Origin of the sequence: Synechococcus sp. R6-7 (assembly GCF_047461695.1) — a bacterium.
Lineage (GTDB): Bacteria > Cyanobacteriota > Cyanobacteriia > Thermostichales > Thermostichaceae > Thermostichus.
On record NZ_JANSHS010000026.1, the window covers coordinates 1 to 15,539 of the forward strand.

The window sequence follows — 15,539 nt, forward strand, 5'->3', positions numbered from 1 at the left end:
TTCCAGAGCCGGGAAGTATGGGATGGAGCAAAGGATACAGACCGCTTTACTACTCATCAATCCATTCAATCTCTCCTGCTGGGAGAGAAGTTGGGGGTGACAGCCTGGGAAACCCTCTCAGACCAATTTGACCAGTCTGCGCGCCCCTTTCATAGCCCTACCTGTCCTCAGTTCCCAATAGGTGCTCGCCAGATCCGGCTGAGGTTAAGAGAATCCCATAGCCCCCCAGCCCATCATTGACTATGATGCGGGCGTGAGGTGTGAATAAGTACCTAAACAATGGCAACCCAACGCATTTGCTTTGCTCAAGTCTCAGATGTCCACCTGATGCCCGAGACGGGGTGCCGCTGTTGGTGGATGTCCGATTCCCCCCGCCGCCAGTTGGAAGCCGCCGTTGCCCATCTCAACCAGGTGCCCGATCTGCACTTCGTGGTGTTTACCGGGGATTTGGTGGATCAAGCGGATCCGGAGAGCTTTCAATCTTTCCAGGAGATTGTTGCCCAACTGCGGGTGCCCTATTACCTCAGCCTGGGCAACCACGATATCGACACCCTGAGGAGAAAGGGACGCTTTAACCGAGATCAGTTTATCCGTTGGTGCCAAAGCCAATTTCCCCTGTCCCTGGCTCCCACTGGTTACGTCGATTACAGCCTTTCCCCTCTGCCCGGGATCCGCTTGATTGCCCTCGACGCCAGCCTGGGACGCTTCCCTTTGCCTCAGGGCGTGCTCCGCCCCTCCCAACTGCACTGGCTGGGCGAACATCTGCAAACGGTGCCGGAAGAATGGCTGATCCTGCTGATCCATCAGCCGCCCTTCATTGCTCCCACTCAAATGGACGCGGTTTTGTTTCGCAAGTACCGGCTCCTCAGCGAACCAGCCTCGGCGCTACACGCTCTCTTGGCCCGTCACGGACGGGTGGTGGCGGTGCTGAGTGGCCACCTGCATGTGCCGAAGGTGTATGTCCGCGATGGGATCCCCTACCTGACAGCACCTCCTCTAGTGGGGCCGGTTTCGGCTCTGCGGGTGTTTGAGCTGGAGGTGAACCCACGGCGAGGGGTGTTGCGCTACCACTGGGTTAAGTTGCCGGCATTGGATCCCAGCCCCCTCTGGCACGGCTTGGTGATGGGGATCCGACGGGATCGCTGGGGACAAATCCCTCTCCGGGCCAAGGGATCCCGCTCTCTCCCTCTGCCCGCTGCCGCCTGGTAATCAAAACCCCTAAAGCTTGACCGAATTAGTGTAGATTAAAAAAAGCAAAAATCGTCGAGTTCGGTGTCTTCCCCCTATGACAGCAAGCCTTTCTCCTTCTAGCCGCTGGGAGCTGGCGGCTCAAGCGCTGCGGGAGCAGTATCAACCTCAAGTGGCGTCCCTGAGCGAACGGTTTGAGCCTTTGTCGGCAAGCGACCTGCTCACCTGGGCGGTTGAAGAATTTGGAGATGGGCTGGTGCTGGCCTGTAGCTTTGGCCCGGAAGACCTAGTGCTGATCGATCTGCTCACGGCGATTAACCCCCGTGTTCGCGCTTTTTTTCTGGACACCGATTTTCACTTCCCGGAAACCCTACAACTGCGGGAGCAGGTGTTGGCGCGCTACCCCCACTTGCAACTGCAGATCTTCAAGCCCTTGCTTACCCCGGAAGAGCAGGCAGCTCAATACGGGCCAGAACTGTATCGCTCTAACCCCGACCTCTGCTGCAACATCCGCAAGGTGGAGCCCTTGAATCGTGCTCTGGCCGGTTGCACCACTTGGATTACAGGGATGCGTCGGGAACAATCCCCCACCCGCGCCGATATCGGCAAGGTGCAGTGGGACGGCAAGCGCAACCGCCTCAAACTCAACCCGCTGGCTGACTGGACAAATGGCCAAGTTTGGAAATACATCCTTGACCACGGGATCCCTTACAACCCCCTGCACGATCGCCACTACCCCAGTATCGGCTGCCTCCACTGCACTGCGCCTGTTGAGCCAGGGGCGGATCCCCGCTCTGGACGCTGGAAGGGCACAAGCAAAACCGAATGCGGCCTGCATACCTAACCCATGACTGCTTCCTCCATCCTTGAGGTGGCTCAGTTTGAAATTACCCCCGGCTCTGAAGCCGCCTTTGAAGCCGCCATCGCTCAAGCTTTCATCTATTTGCAGCAGACCGACGGCTACCAAGGGCACCAACTGCAGCGCTGTCTGGAGCACCCTCAGCAATACCTACTGCTCGTTCAGTGGGGATCCCTAGAGGCCCATCTGGTCAACTTTCGCCAATCGGAAAACTTTGTCCGCTGGCGTGCCCTCATCGGGCCCTACTTTGCTCGCCCACCCCAGGTGTTGCACTACCAGTTGCTGACCGGATCCCCTTTTTGATTTGAAATAGGGCACCCGTCCACTCTCCACCCAGGCTAATCCCAATGGGACGGGTTCAAAATGTGATATTATCGATTTCCGACCTTCAGGTAGATGCGCGGCAGCATCGCTCATAGGGGCTGTTAACTCAGTGGTAGAGTACCACCTTGACACGGTGGGAGCCGCTGGTTCAATTCCAGCACAGCCCATGTCTTTGGCAGAAGCTGACAAAGGTTTGCTCCAGGATCAGGTTACAGTGCTGAGCCTAGCCCTCCCCTGCAGATCCTGTGAAACTGGGGATCCCTCACCGCCACGGATTCTACTGGTAGATATGGGCCGCTTTTAGCATGTGGTAGGTGATCAGCAATTGAGTCAAAGCCAGGGGATAGCTCTGGAGCAGCTCGCCGGTGGTGCCGATCAACTGGCCGATATTGGGGTTTCCCTCTAAGCTACAGAACTTGCCCAGGTAAGGGATTTCGTTGCAGAGCATCCGCTCCAGCTCAATCACTTGGCTGGCCGTAGCATGGGCATCAATCTGCAAAACATCGACGGGCTTGCCCATATCCCGATCCAAATCCAAACGAATGGCAGAGCTAAGGTGATTGTCGCGGGCATTGAGGATTTGCCAAAAATCTGGGTGAGGAATGGTGGGGCGCAGCACCAAGCGTGCATTCAGCAATACCTCGTCTTGGTCGGATCCCTCTTGGGGCGGGTAAAAGGTGACCACTACATCGGCCCATTGGCGCTGTGGACGAATAAAAGCCTCTGAGTCGGGTTCGCGCTTTTTGAGCTCTTCTCGCACTTGCTCTTCGGTATATCCGCGCTTGCGGGTGTCTCGCTTAATCTTCCAAAGGGCGCGTAGATGTTCGGGAGGGGCCAAATAAACCTTGACATCGTAGCTATCCCGCATGCCACGGGTAAAGTAGCCCAGCAGCCCTTCGACAATCACGTATTTGTTGGGCTTGACGTACTCTGGAGGGTCAAAGGTGCCGGTGCTGTGGTTATAGACGGGCTTTAGGATCGGCTGGCCAGTGCGCAAGAGCGTCAGGTGCTGCTGAACGATATCCAGGTAGTTGCAGTCGGGATGGAGGGCTGTAATCCCCAGTTCAGCGCGTTGCTTGCGGTCGTAGCGGTGGTAGTCGTCGGTGCAGATGACAGTGACGTTTTCTTCCCCCAAGACTTGGGCAATGCCACGGGTGAGGGTGGTTTTTCCAGCAGCACTATCACCAACAATACCCAGAATAATCGGGCGCTGAGCCACGGATCCCTCTCCTGAATCGTGAACCTGGGGCAGAGAACTCCCAACAACACCGGCCAAACTCAACTTCGTTTCGACCTGCGGATGGCCCCGATCAGAGAACAGGGATTGTCGGTCAGCAAACGAAGTTAAGCAAGCATTATCGGCTCTGGAGGGTATTGGGGCAAGAGAACGTTACAGCTTTTTTCAGCGGAGCCCTATGGATCCCTATACTGGAGTAGAAGCACTGGAAGGCATCAGAGCAGCAAGGGTAGCATTAGGTCAGACCGCTAGAGGGGGAAGCAACCGATGGGATTGTTCGATCGGGTCAGCCGAATCATTAGATCCAATATCAATGCGCTGGTCAGCAGCGCCGAGGATCCGGAGAAAATCCTGAACCAGACCATTCAGGACATGTCTGAGGATCACTACCAGATGCGGCAAGCGGTTGCCCAGGCCATTGCTGCCCAGAAGCGGATAGAGCGGCAGTATGAGCAAGCACAGCAGAGTGTTGATGAGTGGCAAAGACGCGCCGAGTTGGCCCTGCGCAACAACAACGAAGCTTTGGCTCGGGAAGCGCTGGTGCGCAAGAAAACCTTTGCCGAGACTGCCCAAAGCCTGAAGCGGCAGTTGGATGAGCAGACTAAGCAGGTGGAGATCCTGAAGTCCAACATGACCAAGCTGGAGAGCAAGATCGCTGAGGCCAAGACCAAAAAGGACATGCTCATCGCTCGCGCCCGCGCCGCCAAGGCTTCCCAGCAAATCAATCAGGTTATCGGGCGGGTGGACGCCACAAGCGCCTTTGCTGCTTTTGAGCGTATGGAGGAGAAGGTGAACTCCCTGGAGGCCCAGTCGGCGGCAGTAGCCGAGCTGGCGGTAGACAATTTGGAAAACCAGTTTGCCGCTTTGGAGGCGGGTGGCTCGGATGTAGATCACGAGCTGCTGATGCTCAAGGCGTCGATCCAGGGTCAGTTGCCCTCTGGAGGGTCAAAGTCCTCAGGCCAACCTTCCACCGCAAGTGAGAGCGAGGTCGATCTGGAGTTGGAAAATTTGCGCAAGGAGATTGACCAGCTCTAACAGGCGGAATGTCGCTCTCCTCCGACTCTCAAGGCTTGCCGGGCTGAGTTTGGGCCGGGGGGTGGTAAGCTAACCAACAAGAACTCTGACAGCCCTTCTGCCGACCAGCAGGGCAAAGTCTGTCAGTAAAGCGTTCCACCTCGAGTGGCAGGGATCCCCAGAGGGTAATCAACCTGCGAAAGGGTCACAGCCTGCTTCCGGCAGTGCTGAGGTTAGTTTGCCTACGGTTTTGTGAGAGAACAAACAGCGATGACAACAGCAAGTATCAAGCCTCTCTTGGATGCCAAGCAACTGTTGCAGGCTTATGCGTCTGGCCAACGGGATTTTTCGGGCTCCAACCTGAGTGGAGCGCAGTTGAGTGGCGCGAATTTGAAGGGCATTATCCTACGGGATGCCGACTTGAGTGGGGCCGATTTGCGCGAGGCGGATTTGTCGGGAGCGGATCTCTCGGGAGCCGACCTGCGCGGAGCCAAGCTGCGACGGGTGAACCTGATTGGGGCTAAGTTGGTGAAGGCAGACTTGCGGGGGGCCAACCTCTACCGAGCCAAGCTGCTTAGGGCCGACCTCAGCGAAGCCGAGCTGAACCGGGCCGATCTGCGGATTGGGGCCGATCTGCGCGGAGCCATCATCACCAACACCCATTTTCGCGGTGCCCTCTACGACGAGTACACCAAGTTCCCGGATGGCTTTAACCCTACGGAGATGGGCATGTAGCTGGGGCTTCGCTCAGGGGATCAGGTTCTGCCACAGTTGGGCCATGCCTTCGGCAGCCGCCACAAAGGATGGATTGTGCAGGTCGGGCTTGTTGTAGCGCAAGGGATCCCCTGCCAGATCGGTAACCCTTCCCCCCGCCTGCTCCACAATGCACTGGGCAGCGGCGGTATCCCACTCCAGGGTGGGGCCGAAGCGAGGGTAGAGATGGGCAGATCCTTCGGCCACAAGGCAAAGCTTTAGGGCACTGCCCACAGACTTCACTTCCAGAGAGCCACAGCGCTGCCGCAGCCGCTCGAGGAACTGCTCCGTCTCCGGGTTGCTGTGGGAACGGCTGGCCACCACTTGTAGGGGTTCTTGGGCGTAAGGGCAGGTGCGGATGGGCTGTTCGTGAACGCAGGACGGAGTCCTTTCCCTCTTGCAGGCCCCCAGCTTTTGCGCAGCCGCGTAGGTGAGGCCCAGAGCTGGGGCATGGACGACCCCCAGGATGGGGATCCCCGCCTCGACAAGGGCAATGTTGACGGTGAACTGGCCGCTGCCTTCGATAAACTCGCGCGTGCCATCCAAGGGATCCACCAGCCAGAAGTGCCGCCACCCCTGCCGCTGGGCGTAGGGGATATCGCTGGATTCTTCCGAGAGGAGGGGGATCCCTGGGGTCAACTCTTGCAGGCCCTGCAGGATCAGGTGGTGGGCAGCCAGATCCGCCTCAGTTAGGGGGGAGGCATCTGCTTTGAGTTGGATCGGCAGCGATTTTTGCCGATAGAAGGGCAAGATGGCCTGCCCTGCTGCTTCTGCCAGGCGGCACACCTCAGGCAGGAGAGCGGCCAGATCTTGAGCCTGCACGGATCCCTCCCCAAGCTAGAAACGCACCGGAATGGCATGGGCGGCCAAGTCGGCTTTGATCTGCGCAATCGTCAGCCGGCCATAGTGGAGCAGCGAGGCCAATAGAGCCGCTTCCGCCCCTCCCTCCTGCAGAGCTTGGCGGATATGAGCACACTCCCCTGCTCCTCCTGAGGCAATCACCGGCACCGACACCGCCTCGGCCACCCGCCGGGTTAGCTCGAGGTCATAGCCTGCTTGAGTGCCATCGGCGTCCATGCTGGTGAGCAAGATCTCCCCTGCCCCCCGTTCGGCCACGGTTTTGGCCCACTCCACCGCGTCTAGCCCCGTCGGCTGCCTCCCCCCGCGCACGTACACTTCCCATCCCCCTCCCTGCGGCTTGGCGCGAGCATCAATGGCCACCACAATGCACTGGGATCCAAACCAGCGGCTGGCTTGAGTCACCAAATCCGGATCCCTGACCGCCGCCGAATTGAGGCTGACCTTGTCCGCCCCGGCCCGCAGCAGTTGTCGGATCCCCTCCAGATCGCGGATCCCCCCTCCCACCGTGAGGGGAATGAACACCTGCTCTGCGGTGCGCCGCACCACCTCCAGCAAGATCTCCCGCTCTTCGTGGGTGGCGGTGATGTCCAAAAAGACCAGCTCATCGGCTCCTGCCTGATCGTAAGCCTGGGCCAGCTCTACCGGATCCCCGGCATCCCGCAATTGCACAAACTGGATCCCTTTCACCACGCGCCCCGCCGCCACATCCAGACAGGGAATGATCCGTTTGGCCAACATCGCTCTCTCCCGAGGACTCCATCCCGTTGACGCGAACAGAGGGGAACACCTGGGGATGGTCTTAGCCGAAGCTGATGACCAGGAAGGGTTCTTGAAACTTGGCCCCGGTCACCTGCCGACCCGCCAAGCTGGGGGGCAAGAACAAGTTGCGCCGCTGATCCCCGGCGGTGATGGTCAGCTCCGGGCCCGACTGGCTCAGCTCGATTTGCGCCTTGCTGAAGCCGGGAATAAACAGCTTGACTGTACGGGATCCCTCGTCGATGGCCACGGGCGGCGGCACATCCGGCACGGCGAACATCCCTCCTACTGCCGCTTCCAAAGCCGACCAATCAGATCCCTGACGCAGGGGGAGTGTCCGTACTGTCAGCGGGAAAAAATCGGCAGCCGAGACCTCCCCCGGAGCCAGAGGGGTGACCCAGAGGCCACCCACCGTCAGCCCTACCATCTGAGCGCTCCCCCAAAGGTAACGGGCGGTTTGCACGGCCATCGGGTCTGGGGTGGTCACCAGGTGGGCCAGCACACGGCGCGGATCGGCAATGGCCTGTCGTCCCTGCTCCAAGAGGTTAGTCATGCCCCCCAACCGCTCCGGCAGATCCTCCAGAGAGGAAAACTCCACAGTGCTCACCGAACGCAGCAACGGCTCGGCAAAGGGTCGCAGGGTTTTGGCCAAGTCGGATCCCAAAAAAGCCTTGGAAGCCCGCCGCCAGTACCAACTGGCCACCTCCGGGATCCCAAAAGCTCGCAAGGTGGTCAGATCCCCCGGCCCGTCGTAGAGAATGCAGTCGTATTGGCCGCTGGCATCGTAACGGCGCAGAGCTTCCAGGGCCAGGGCCTGATCCATGCCCGGCAACACCCCCAGTTCCTGGCCGTAGATCTCCCGGAAAAAGGGGGTGCGCACGTATCGGGCTTCCAGCTCTTTGGCCGCCGTCCAGAACTGCTCCAGCAGCTGGGTTGTCCGCAACTGCACCACGCTCAAGTTGGCAGCAATGGTCACCGGCTCGCCGGAAAGCGGGATCCCGCCCAAAAGCATTTCCAGCCCTGGCCCCGCCTGATGGCCCACCAACAGCACCCGCCGCCCCTGCTGGGCTGCGGCCCGAGCTGCCGCCACGGCCAAGGTGCTCCGACCTGTGCCCCCCTTGCCCAGAAAGGTGAGAATTTGGCTCATTCCCGCTCCTCCCGATTCCGCTCTCCCGCCTCTCCGTAGATATCGATGTACAGAGATTGACCTGCCAACTGAGCTGCGGCCATCATCACCTGTCGAATCGCTTGCAGGGTGCGCCCGCCCCGCCCGAATACCCGCCCCCGATCCTTCGGGTCAAAGGCCAGCCGCAGCCATACCTTTCGCCCGCCACAGGTGGTTTCCACATCCATTTGAAGAGAGGCGCTGCTGAGCAGCGGTTCGATCAAAAGATGGGCGAGAGCCTTGTAGTCTGGCATAGAGAGCTAGACGACAGGAGGGAACAACTGGCCAAGCCAAGCTTAGCCGACCCTAGGCCTCAACCGCTTCCTCAACCTGAGGCTTTTCAACTTCAGCTTCTGGAGGACTTAATTCTGCTGCTGTCTCAGTGGCAGCTTCGCTCAATTCAGACTCGGGAACATCGGCGACCTCAGCCTCGGCCACGGATTCTGTTGCAGGGGCCTCTTCTGCCGCCTCAGGGATCCCAGCTTCAGGCTTGGCCATGGCCGGGATGCGAATCGAGGCAACCACTCCGCCTTCCCCTGCTTTCAACATCTCGTAGATGCCGGCCTTTTTGAGGAGACTGTCCACGGTCTCTGTGGGCTGAGCGCCACAACGCAACCACTTCAGCAAGCCTGCCGTTTGCAAAACCGTCTCCTTGGTGCGCGGGTTATAGTAACCCAGTTCCTCTAGCGGACGGGCTTCACGGCGGCTTTTACTTTCAATGGCGATGATGCGATAGCTGGGTTGCCGCTTTTTTCCGTAGCGCTTGAGCCGCAATTTGACCATGGGGTATCCACTCCTTGGGGGACGCTCCGCAAGCTGTAAAGATCCAAAAAATCCAAAAAAGAGTTCGCCTAGACCCGCCAAGCCTGCTGAAGCTCCAGAGCCTCGCTCCGAGCCTTTGGCGTTTGGCCGGTAGACACAGGCTTTTTATTTTAAGCGATTTTCTGCTTGACTGGAACTTGACTGGAAAATGTCCGACCCCGGTTTGGAAGGCAACCTTCATGGCAGAGTTGAAGAGAAAACCCTACACTCAGCAGCAACTCCCATGATCAACTACGCCGATTTGACAGACGAGCAGCGCCAGCTCTACCTCAAGGCCCTGATCGCGGTGGCCCGAGTAGATGGCCAGTTGGACGAAGAAGAAACCTCTTTCTTCATGCAAATCGCAGAAGGGGTAGGCATCGAAGCGCCACTGGCCCAAACCTATCTGGCCGATGAAGCAGGTGCACCTTTGGATATCAGCGGGATCCCGCCCATGCGCAACGCGGCGGGGGCCTTGATCCTGCGGGATCTGGCGGCGATGGCGGTGGTGAACAGCCAGTTGGTGGAAAAAGAAGAGGAGCTAATTTTCGAGATCGGCAAAGCCATGCAGTTCAGCGCTGAGGAGATCAACGAGTTTATCGACTGGGCCTTCATGGGACTGCAGTGGCAACTGAAAAGCGCATCCCTGCTGGAGCGCTATGCCCAGCCCTCCCCCCAACCTTCTGAATGACCTGGGGTACTAGATAGCATCACAACGGCCAGCCCCCGCTGCAGATATTGACAGCCCAGTTTGGCGTTCCCCTGAGCCAAGCAAAGGGAGACTTTCATCAAGTTAAATCTGGCCATCGAGACTTAGCTGATAAAGCGATCCAGAGCCCGCTGCAACTCTTCCAGCTCCACCTCGATATTGCCGGTCTCGATGGCATGGCGGATGCAGTGGCGAATGTGATCGTCCAAAATCAGCCGCGCCACCCGATCCAGCGCTCCCTTGACGGCGGCAATTTGCAGCAGCACATCTGGACAGGGCTGATCCTGCTCGATCATGGAGCGGATCCCACGCACATGCCCTTCGATGCGAGCCAAGCGGTTGGTCAACTTGCGCCGAGACTGGGGATCATGATGGTGAGGCTGGGCCCGCCCAGACAGCGGCGGCTTTTCCAGCGCCAGCTCCCACTCCTCCTCCCAATCGGGTTCTGAAGGGAGCGGCGGAACGGAATGAGATCGAAGTGGGGGAACGGGATCCGACATGAGAAGGGCAAAAGACTGCTTGCATGATACTGCCTGGTTTTCCCCGGGAACGATGGGGTACTCTACAATAGGAAAAGATGTGAAATTTTGTAAAACCTCTCATACTTTGGCTCCATGACCTCTGTGCTCTCCCCCTTTGGCCCTGTAGAAGCGGATCTGGAGCGTTTACGCCAGAACCTGACGCGGTTGGTGAGTGCCAAGCACCCCATTCTGGCCATGGCTGCCGAACATCTGTTTTCGGCGGGGGGGAAAGGGATCCGGCCAGCCATTGTGCTCCTCATCGCCCGCGCCACCACTCCAGATGGAGAGATCACTCCCCGTCATTGGCGCTTGGCAGAGATCACCGAGATGATCCACACGGCCAGCTTGGTTCACGACGATGTCATCGACGCTGCCGACGTGCGACGGGGCATCGATACGGTGAATACCCTCTTCGACAATCGGATAGCCGTGCTGGCGGGGGATTACCTCTTCGGCCAAGCTGCTTGGTACTTGGCCAATCTGGACAACCTGGAGGTAGTGAAGCTCCTTTCCAAAGTAATCATGGATTTGCCGGAGGGAGAGGTGCGCCAGAGCCTCACCCGCTTCGACCCGGATGTGTCGATGGAAGACTACCTGGCCAAGAGCTTCTACAAAACGGCCTCCCTCATGTCCGGCAGTTCCAAGGCTGCTGGCCTGCTGAGCGGGGTTAGCGAGGAAGTGGCGGATCGCCTGTTCGATTTTGGGCGGGATCTGGGCATTGCTTTTCAGATTGTCGACGATCTGCTGGATTTCACCGCTTCGGCAGAGACGCTTGGCAAGCCTGTGGGATCCGACCTCATCCAGGGCAACCTCACTGCACCCGTTCTGTTTGCCCTAGAGGAATTTCCCCAGATGCGAGAGCTCATTCTCAGGGAGCTGTCCAACCCGCAAGACCTGAAGCAGGCCCTGGAGTGGGTGTATCAAAGCGAAGGGATCCCACGCTCTCGTCAGTTGGCCCGCGACTACGCCCAGCGGGCTGCCGAAGCGCTGTATAGCCTGCCGGACTCTGCGGCGCGTCGTGCTTTGTTTCAGATGGTGGACTATGTGCTGGAGCGGCTGCACTGAGCAGTCCCGACAGGGTCAAGCTGGCTTTCTACCGGGCTGTGTTGCCCAACACTTGGGCCTCTGGAAGAAGCTCAGGATATTCTGGCGGGGCGAAAAAGTGTAGGCGATTTGGGGGCCAAAAGCGAAAAATGGTGTTGCCGATGATGTTTTCTTCCGGCAAGAAACCCCACACATGGGAGTCTTGGCTGTCGTTGCGGTTATCCCCCATCACAAAATAGGAGCGGGGAGGAACCACGAATTCGGATCCCTGATTGGGAACTCCAGGACAGCGCTCGCCAGGGCAAGAATAGTCGGGGGGGGCATAGATGTAGTCTTCCCGCAGCGGGATCCCGTTGATGATGACCTCACCGTTGGCGATGCGAATGCGATCTCCCGGCAGGCCGATCACCCGCTTGATGTAGGCCCCGTCGAATTTCAGTTTGGCGGGAGGGTTGAAAACAATAATATCGCCTCGTCTGGGCGAACCAAAGCGGTAGCTGACCTTTTCCACCACCAGCCGATCCCCTTCTTCCAGAGTGGGCAGCATCGAATCGGAGGGGATCCAACGCGCCTCTGCCACAAAGGTGCGAATGCCGAAGGCCAGCAACAGAGCCAGCACCACCGTCAGAAGGTTTTCCCGTTGCGCCTGCCACCAGCTGCGGGATCCCGAGCTGGCAGGGGTTGCCCCTGATGGCGACTGGGGCTTGGGCAGAGGAGTTGGATCTTTTGACGGCATGGAAGCTAACGAACAAGACTTCACGATCTCAAGATTACCGCACCCAATCCAGGGCAGCAGAATGGGATGCCCTCCCATTAAACCCCTGCCGGAGAGACGAATAGCCGGCAGTAGCATAGGATGGGTATTCTGGTGTACCGTACTCGCGACTGTTAGCCCCTATGACGATTTCAACAGAAGAGCGCCTAGAGCGAGTCGAGCGCCTGGTCGAGGCCAATAGCCAAGCAATAGCTCGTCTCACCCAACAACAAGAGGAAGTTTTGAGGCGGATCGATCGGCTCTCAGGGGATAGCGAAAAACTCTCGGAGCGGGTTGAAAAGCTCTCGGGCGATGTCGAAAAGCTCTCAGGTGATGTCGAAAAGCTCACTTTTAAGTTCGACACCTCACAAACCATCGGGGAACGGCTGGAACGTCTGGCCACCAGCCTGATTGCCGGTGCCACCATCAGCATCATTGCCGGAGTGATTTTGGTGCTGCTGCGGGAGGGATCCCGTTGAAGGGATGTTGCTCGGGGCTGGTTTTGGGGGGTCAACTGCCGGAATTGAGTTTTTCCCAGTCCTGCTGGTGGATGGCGATCATCTGGGCTTGGGCTTGAATAGCTGCCAACACCTCCGTCATCAGGGGCCAGTCGCTCCGCGGCGGACTGGGGTACTGCTTAAGCTTGTCAACTGTGTTGCTGAGAGCACTTTGCAATTGTTGCAGCAGTTGATAGGTCTGTTGGGCCAAAGCTAGGGTCTCAGAGACGCGGAGGTTATTCTGGCCTTGTTGATATTTCTGGAGAGCTTCCCCTCGCAGGATGCTCAAGATGGCCCCTTCTCTAGAGGCGGCAGTCTGGCCACTTTTGGAGCGCTGCGGTATGATGCGCAACTGCAACACCAGTGGCTCCCCCCGGTACATCCGCTCCACCTCTGCCTGCTGCGGCTCCCCGATCAACTCCGGATCCAGCGCCATCATCCGCTTCATGGCGGTGATCAACTTCGCTCGTATGGACTCGGAGAGATCTTTGAACAGATCCCGCAAAATCCCCTGCTGGCGGTAGCGCACTCGACAAGAAGGCCCCTCTTGAGGCTCCACGAAAATTTGCTCGGCTTTCTCATCCAAAGCCCGCCGCAGCATCGAGTTGAGCAACTGCTGCACTGTCTCTTCCGATTCGTCGGCGGGTACGGGCGGAGCGGTTGGTCGGGCGGACGGAGGCTGGGTTGGCCTCAACTGCGTGGGTGGCCCCGACACGGGAGCAGGAACCTCCCGAGTCACCCGGTTGGCTTGGGCCTGGAGGCGCAGCCGCTCCACCTCTGCCGGGTCGGGGGGATGGCTGAAGTAGTAGGCAATTAAATCCTGCTGCTGCTGAGCGGTGAGAGGGATTGGCTGGACGGAAATCTGGGAATAGGCCAGCATTTTGCTCACATAGTCCAACGCCGCCAAATCCTGGGGATCCACCATGCCCAAGATGAGGCTGTCGGTATCCAGGGCCAAGGGGACGACTTGGTAGTAAATGCAGATCTCCACCGGCAAGTACTGGGCAATTAAGGCCGGCACTCGCGCCCGGTCAACAATGGAGTGTTGTCCCACCGCCAGAGAGGCATCTGGATCAGTCATGGCAAGCCCGGAGTGGATCCCGCACAGGCGAGACGTCGCTACCTGATCATAGAGTAAAGCCTACACCCTCGCGGCCTGAGGCCCATGGCATCCTGGCTCATCTGACCGGCGTAAATTGAATAATGTAATACTAGGGGTATTCTCCTCTACACCCAAAGCAGTAAAGCCTTGTTAAGTCTTGGAGTTAACATCGACCACATTGCCACCCTTCGACAGGCACGCCGCACGGTGGAGCCAGATCCGGTAGCGGCAGCGGTGATTGCCGAGCTGGCGGGGGCAGATGGCATTACGGTGCACTTGCGCGAGGATCGCCGTCACATTCAAGATCGGGATGTGCGGCTGCTGCGGCAAACCGTGCGCACCCACCTCAACCTGGAGATGGCAGCCACCGAGGAGATGGTGGCGATTGCCCTGGAGGTCAAGCCCGACTACGTCACTTTGGTTCCCGAGCGGCGGGAGGAAATCACCACCGAAGGTGGGTTGGATGTGGCGGGGCAGGTGTCGCGCCTCAGGGATGTGGTCGGCCAACTGCAGGGATCCGGCATTCCCGTCAGCTTGTTTATCGACCCAGATCCGACCCAAATTGCCGCTGCTGCCCAAGTGGGAGCCCGCTGGGTGGAGCTCCACACGGGGCGCTATGCAGAAGCCTCATCCGCAGCTCAGCGGCAGGTGGAACTTGACCACCTGGAAAAGGCCAGCCAACAGGCTCTTCAGCTGGGCTTGCGGGTGAATGCGGGACATGGTCTTACCTACTGGAATGTCGGCCCAGTGGCGCGGATCCCTGGCATGGAGGAGCTGAACATTGGCCACAGCATTATCAGTCGAGCGGTGCTGGTGGGGCTGGATCGGGCGGTGCGAGAGATGCGTCAGGCGATGGGACTAAGCTGAGGAGCAGGCCCGGCATGAACTCGGAATACTACGGCTACGAAAACTACGTTCTGGATCAGGCGGAGATTGAGCGCCTGTTGGATCTGCTGCCAGCCAGTATGCGGGAGAGTGTGAAGATCTTGCCCGCCTCGGAACGGCAAACGGTGGTGATCAAAGGCCGTCGGCAAATGCCCTGGGAACGGCAGATGCGGCTGTTCATCAAGCCCTACGAGTGGCGGCAATTTACCCCCCTGCAGCGGGCGGGGCTGTTCCTGCACAAGGTGGGCTACTACAGTCGGGCGGTGTCGCGGCAGATCGACTTTTACCTGGCCATAGCAGCTCTGGGGGGGTTGAGCTTGATCTTCGAGGCCGTACAACAGGATCCCGTGGGAGCAACCGTTTCGGGTGGTTTGAGTGGCTTGGCCCTCTGGCAGTTGCGCCGCGACCAAACCAATGACCGTCGTCTGTTGGCTGCTGACGCCTATGCGGTGGATCGCCTGGTGTTGCGCGGGATCCCGCGGCTGCAGGCGGTGGAGGCCCTAGGGCAGGCGCTGCATGTGGAGGCCCGTCTGGAGGGGCGCTCGGGCAATGATCTGCTGGACATGTTGCGCTACCAAAACCTCAAGCGGCTGGCCCAGCGTCCGGCGGAAGATATTGTGTTGAGCTGATCCCGGACGGAGATGCTTTCCCCCTCGCGGCTGGGATCCCGAACGGGCCGGTGGGGCCGCTATCTCCTGCAGGTGGCGGTGACCGACTCCACCAATCGGCTGCTCTTGGATTGGGGGCGTCGCTTCCCACAGCCGCTGCCGGTGGGCACAGTTTTGGTCAGCACCCGCCAGCGGGCCGGGCAAGGTCAACATGGGCGAGTGTGGCACTCGCAGCCGGGGGGGCTGTACCTGTCCGTTTGGCTGGGATCCCCGCCCTTGCATCACTCGCTGCTGGAACTGACCCTGGCCTTGGGCTGGGGCATTGCGGGCTGCTTACGGCAAAACCTTGGGATCCCGCTGCGGCTGAAATGGCCCAACGATTTGGTGGTGGTGGACGAGCAGCGCCCGGATTCTCTGCTCAAGCTGGGGGGGATCCTGGTGCAAAGCCGCTTTGGGGGGAG

20 protein-coding genes and 1 tRNA gene are annotated in these 15,539 nt (G+C 59.1%); 12 read left to right on the forward strand and 9 right to left on the reverse strand.

Going from position 1 to position 15,539, the window contains the following annotated elements; translation table 11 throughout:
* Window positions 1-279 precede the first annotated feature (279 nt).
* The 4 genes from NW815_RS00895 to NW815_RS00910 all read left to right on the forward strand — a co-directional run bounded on the left by NW815_RS00895 (window position 280) and on the right by NW815_RS00910 (window position 2,538).
* Window positions 280-1,209, forward strand: coding sequence for a metallophosphoesterase family protein (locus tag NW815_RS00895; protein ID WP_011432093.1), 930 nt, complete (start codon window positions 280-282; stop codon window positions 1,207-1,209).
* A 76-nt stretch (window positions 1,210-1,285) separates the two neighbouring features.
* Window positions 1,286-2,032 carry a phosphoadenylyl-sulfate reductase gene (locus tag NW815_RS00900; protein ID WP_011432094.1) on the forward strand — a complete coding sequence of 249 codons (747 nt, stop codon included), beginning with the start codon at window positions 1,286-1,288 and terminating at the stop codon, window positions 2,030-2,032.
* Window positions 2,033-2,035: 3 nt separating this feature from the next.
* Complete coding sequence (locus NW815_RS00905; RefSeq protein ID WP_414344235.1) at window positions 2,036-2,350, forward strand: antibiotic biosynthesis monooxygenase family protein; 315 nt, start codon at window positions 2,036-2,038, stop codon at window positions 2,348-2,350.
* Between the two features lie 116 nt (window positions 2,351-2,466).
* A tRNA-Val gene (locus NW815_RS00910) sits at window positions 2,467-2,538 on the forward strand.
* Window positions 2,539-2,648: 110 nt separating this feature from the next.
* Here NW815_RS00910 and NW815_RS00915 read toward each other — a convergent pair.
* Complete coding sequence (locus NW815_RS00915) at window positions 2,649-3,590, reverse strand: phosphoribulokinase (protein WP_011432096.1); 942 nt, start codon at window positions 3,588-3,590, stop codon at window positions 2,649-2,651.
* Window positions 3,591-3,875: 285 nt separating this feature from the next.
* On the opposite strand from NW815_RS00915, the gene NW815_RS00920 reads away from it, so the two are divergent.
* Complete coding sequence (locus tag NW815_RS00920) at window positions 3,876-4,643, forward strand: PspA/IM30 family protein (protein WP_011432097.1); 768 nt, start codon at window positions 3,876-3,878, stop codon at window positions 4,641-4,643.
* Between the two features lie 249 nt (window positions 4,644-4,892).
* Window positions 4,893-5,357, forward strand: a complete 465-nt coding sequence (locus NW815_RS00925) for a pentapeptide repeat-containing protein (protein WP_011432098.1) — start codon at window positions 4,893-4,895, stop codon at window positions 5,355-5,357.
* A 12-nt stretch (window positions 5,358-5,369) separates the two neighbouring features.
* Here the strand turns inward: NW815_RS00925 and cysQ are convergent, their stop codons facing one another.
* The 5 genes from cysQ to rpsP form a co-directional block, all read right to left on the reverse strand.
* The gene (gene cysQ, locus NW815_RS00930) at window positions 5,370-6,197 is read right to left on the reverse strand and encodes a 3'(2'),5'-bisphosphate nucleotidase CysQ (protein ID WP_414388556.1); all 828 of its coding nucleotides are present in this window, start codon (window positions 6,195-6,197) and stop codon (window positions 5,370-5,372) included.
* Window positions 6,198-6,212: 15 nt separating this feature from the next.
* The gene (gene hisF, locus NW815_RS00935) at window positions 6,213-6,974 is read right to left on the reverse strand and encodes an imidazole glycerol phosphate synthase subunit HisF (RefSeq protein WP_414330140.1); all 762 of its coding nucleotides are present in this window, start codon (window positions 6,972-6,974) and stop codon (window positions 6,213-6,215) included.
* 61 nt (window positions 6,975-7,035) lie between these two features.
* Window positions 7,036-8,139 carry an ArsA family ATPase gene (locus NW815_RS00940; protein ID WP_414415622.1) on the reverse strand — a complete coding sequence of 368 codons (1,104 nt, stop codon included), beginning with the start codon at window positions 8,137-8,139 and terminating at the stop codon, window positions 7,036-7,038.
* Complete coding sequence (locus NW815_RS00945; protein ID WP_011432102.1) at window positions 8,136-8,411, reverse strand: KH domain-containing protein; 276 nt, start codon at window positions 8,409-8,411, stop codon at window positions 8,136-8,138. The genes NW815_RS00940 and NW815_RS00945 overlap by 4 nt, the downstream gene beginning before the upstream one ends.
* A 52-nt stretch (window positions 8,412-8,463) precedes the next feature.
* Entirely contained in the window at window positions 8,464-8,940 is a 477-nt protein-coding gene (gene rpsP / locus NW815_RS00950) for a 30S ribosomal protein S16 (protein ID WP_414341711.1), read from the reverse strand.
* Window positions 8,941-9,202: 262 nt separating this feature from the next.
* Between rpsP and NW815_RS00955 the strand changes: the two genes are divergently transcribed.
* Window positions 9,203-9,649 (forward strand): TerB family tellurite resistance protein, encoded by a 447-nt coding sequence (locus NW815_RS00955; protein ID WP_414388933.1) that lies wholly within the window; start codon window positions 9,203-9,205, stop codon window positions 9,647-9,649.
* Window positions 9,650-9,771: 122 nt separating this feature from the next.
* On the opposite strand, the gene NW815_RS00960 is transcribed toward NW815_RS00955, so the two are convergent.
* Window positions 9,772-10,167, reverse strand: coding sequence for a metal-sensing transcriptional repressor (locus tag NW815_RS00960; RefSeq protein ID WP_011432105.1), 396 nt, complete (start codon window positions 10,165-10,167; stop codon window positions 9,772-9,774).
* 114 nt (window positions 10,168-10,281) lie between these two features.
* Between NW815_RS00960 and sds the strand changes: the two genes are divergently transcribed.
* Window positions 10,282-11,253, forward strand: a complete 972-nt coding sequence (gene sds / locus NW815_RS00965; RefSeq protein WP_041436149.1) for a solanesyl diphosphate synthase — start codon at window positions 10,282-10,284, stop codon at window positions 11,251-11,253.
* A 28-nt stretch (window positions 11,254-11,281) separates the two neighbouring features.
* Here sds and lepB read toward each other — a convergent pair whose 3' ends face one another.
* A complete protein-coding gene (gene lepB, locus NW815_RS00970; protein WP_414415623.1) occupies window positions 11,282-11,968 on the reverse strand; it encodes a signal peptidase I in 687 nt (228 codons plus the stop codon).
* 161 nt (window positions 11,969-12,129) lie between these two features.
* Here lepB and NW815_RS00975 point away from each other — a divergent pair, with 161 nt between their 5' ends.
* The gene (locus NW815_RS00975; protein ID WP_414415624.1) at window positions 12,130-12,465 is read left to right on the forward strand and encodes a hypothetical protein; all 336 of its coding nucleotides are present in this window, start codon (window positions 12,130-12,132) and stop codon (window positions 12,463-12,465) included.
* 31 nt (window positions 12,466-12,496) lie between these two features.
* Here NW815_RS00975 and NW815_RS00980 read toward each other — a convergent pair whose 3' ends face one another.
* The gene (locus tag NW815_RS00980) at window positions 12,497-13,564 is read right to left on the reverse strand and encodes a hypothetical protein (RefSeq protein ID WP_414415625.1); all 1,068 of its coding nucleotides are present in this window, start codon (window positions 13,562-13,564) and stop codon (window positions 12,497-12,499) included.
* A gap of 168 nt (window positions 13,565-13,732) precedes the next feature.
* Between NW815_RS00980 and NW815_RS00985 the strand changes: the two genes are divergently transcribed.
* The 3 genes from NW815_RS00985 to NW815_RS00995 form a co-directional block, all read left to right on the forward strand.
* Window positions 13,733-14,452, forward strand: a complete 720-nt coding sequence (locus NW815_RS00985; RefSeq protein WP_011432110.1) for a pyridoxine 5'-phosphate synthase — start codon at window positions 13,733-13,735, stop codon at window positions 14,450-14,452.
* Window positions 14,453-14,466: 14 nt separating this feature from the next.
* Window positions 14,467-15,099: a DUF3318 domain-containing protein gene (locus NW815_RS00990; RefSeq protein ID WP_011432111.1), complete on the forward strand. Its 633-nt coding sequence runs from the start codon at window positions 14,467-14,469 to the stop codon at window positions 15,097-15,099.
* A 12-nt stretch (window positions 15,100-15,111) separates the two neighbouring features.
* Window positions 15,112-15,539: biotin--[acetyl-CoA-carboxylase] ligase (locus NW815_RS00995; RefSeq protein WP_414415626.1), on the forward strand; the 428-nt coding region annotated here is incomplete at its 3' end.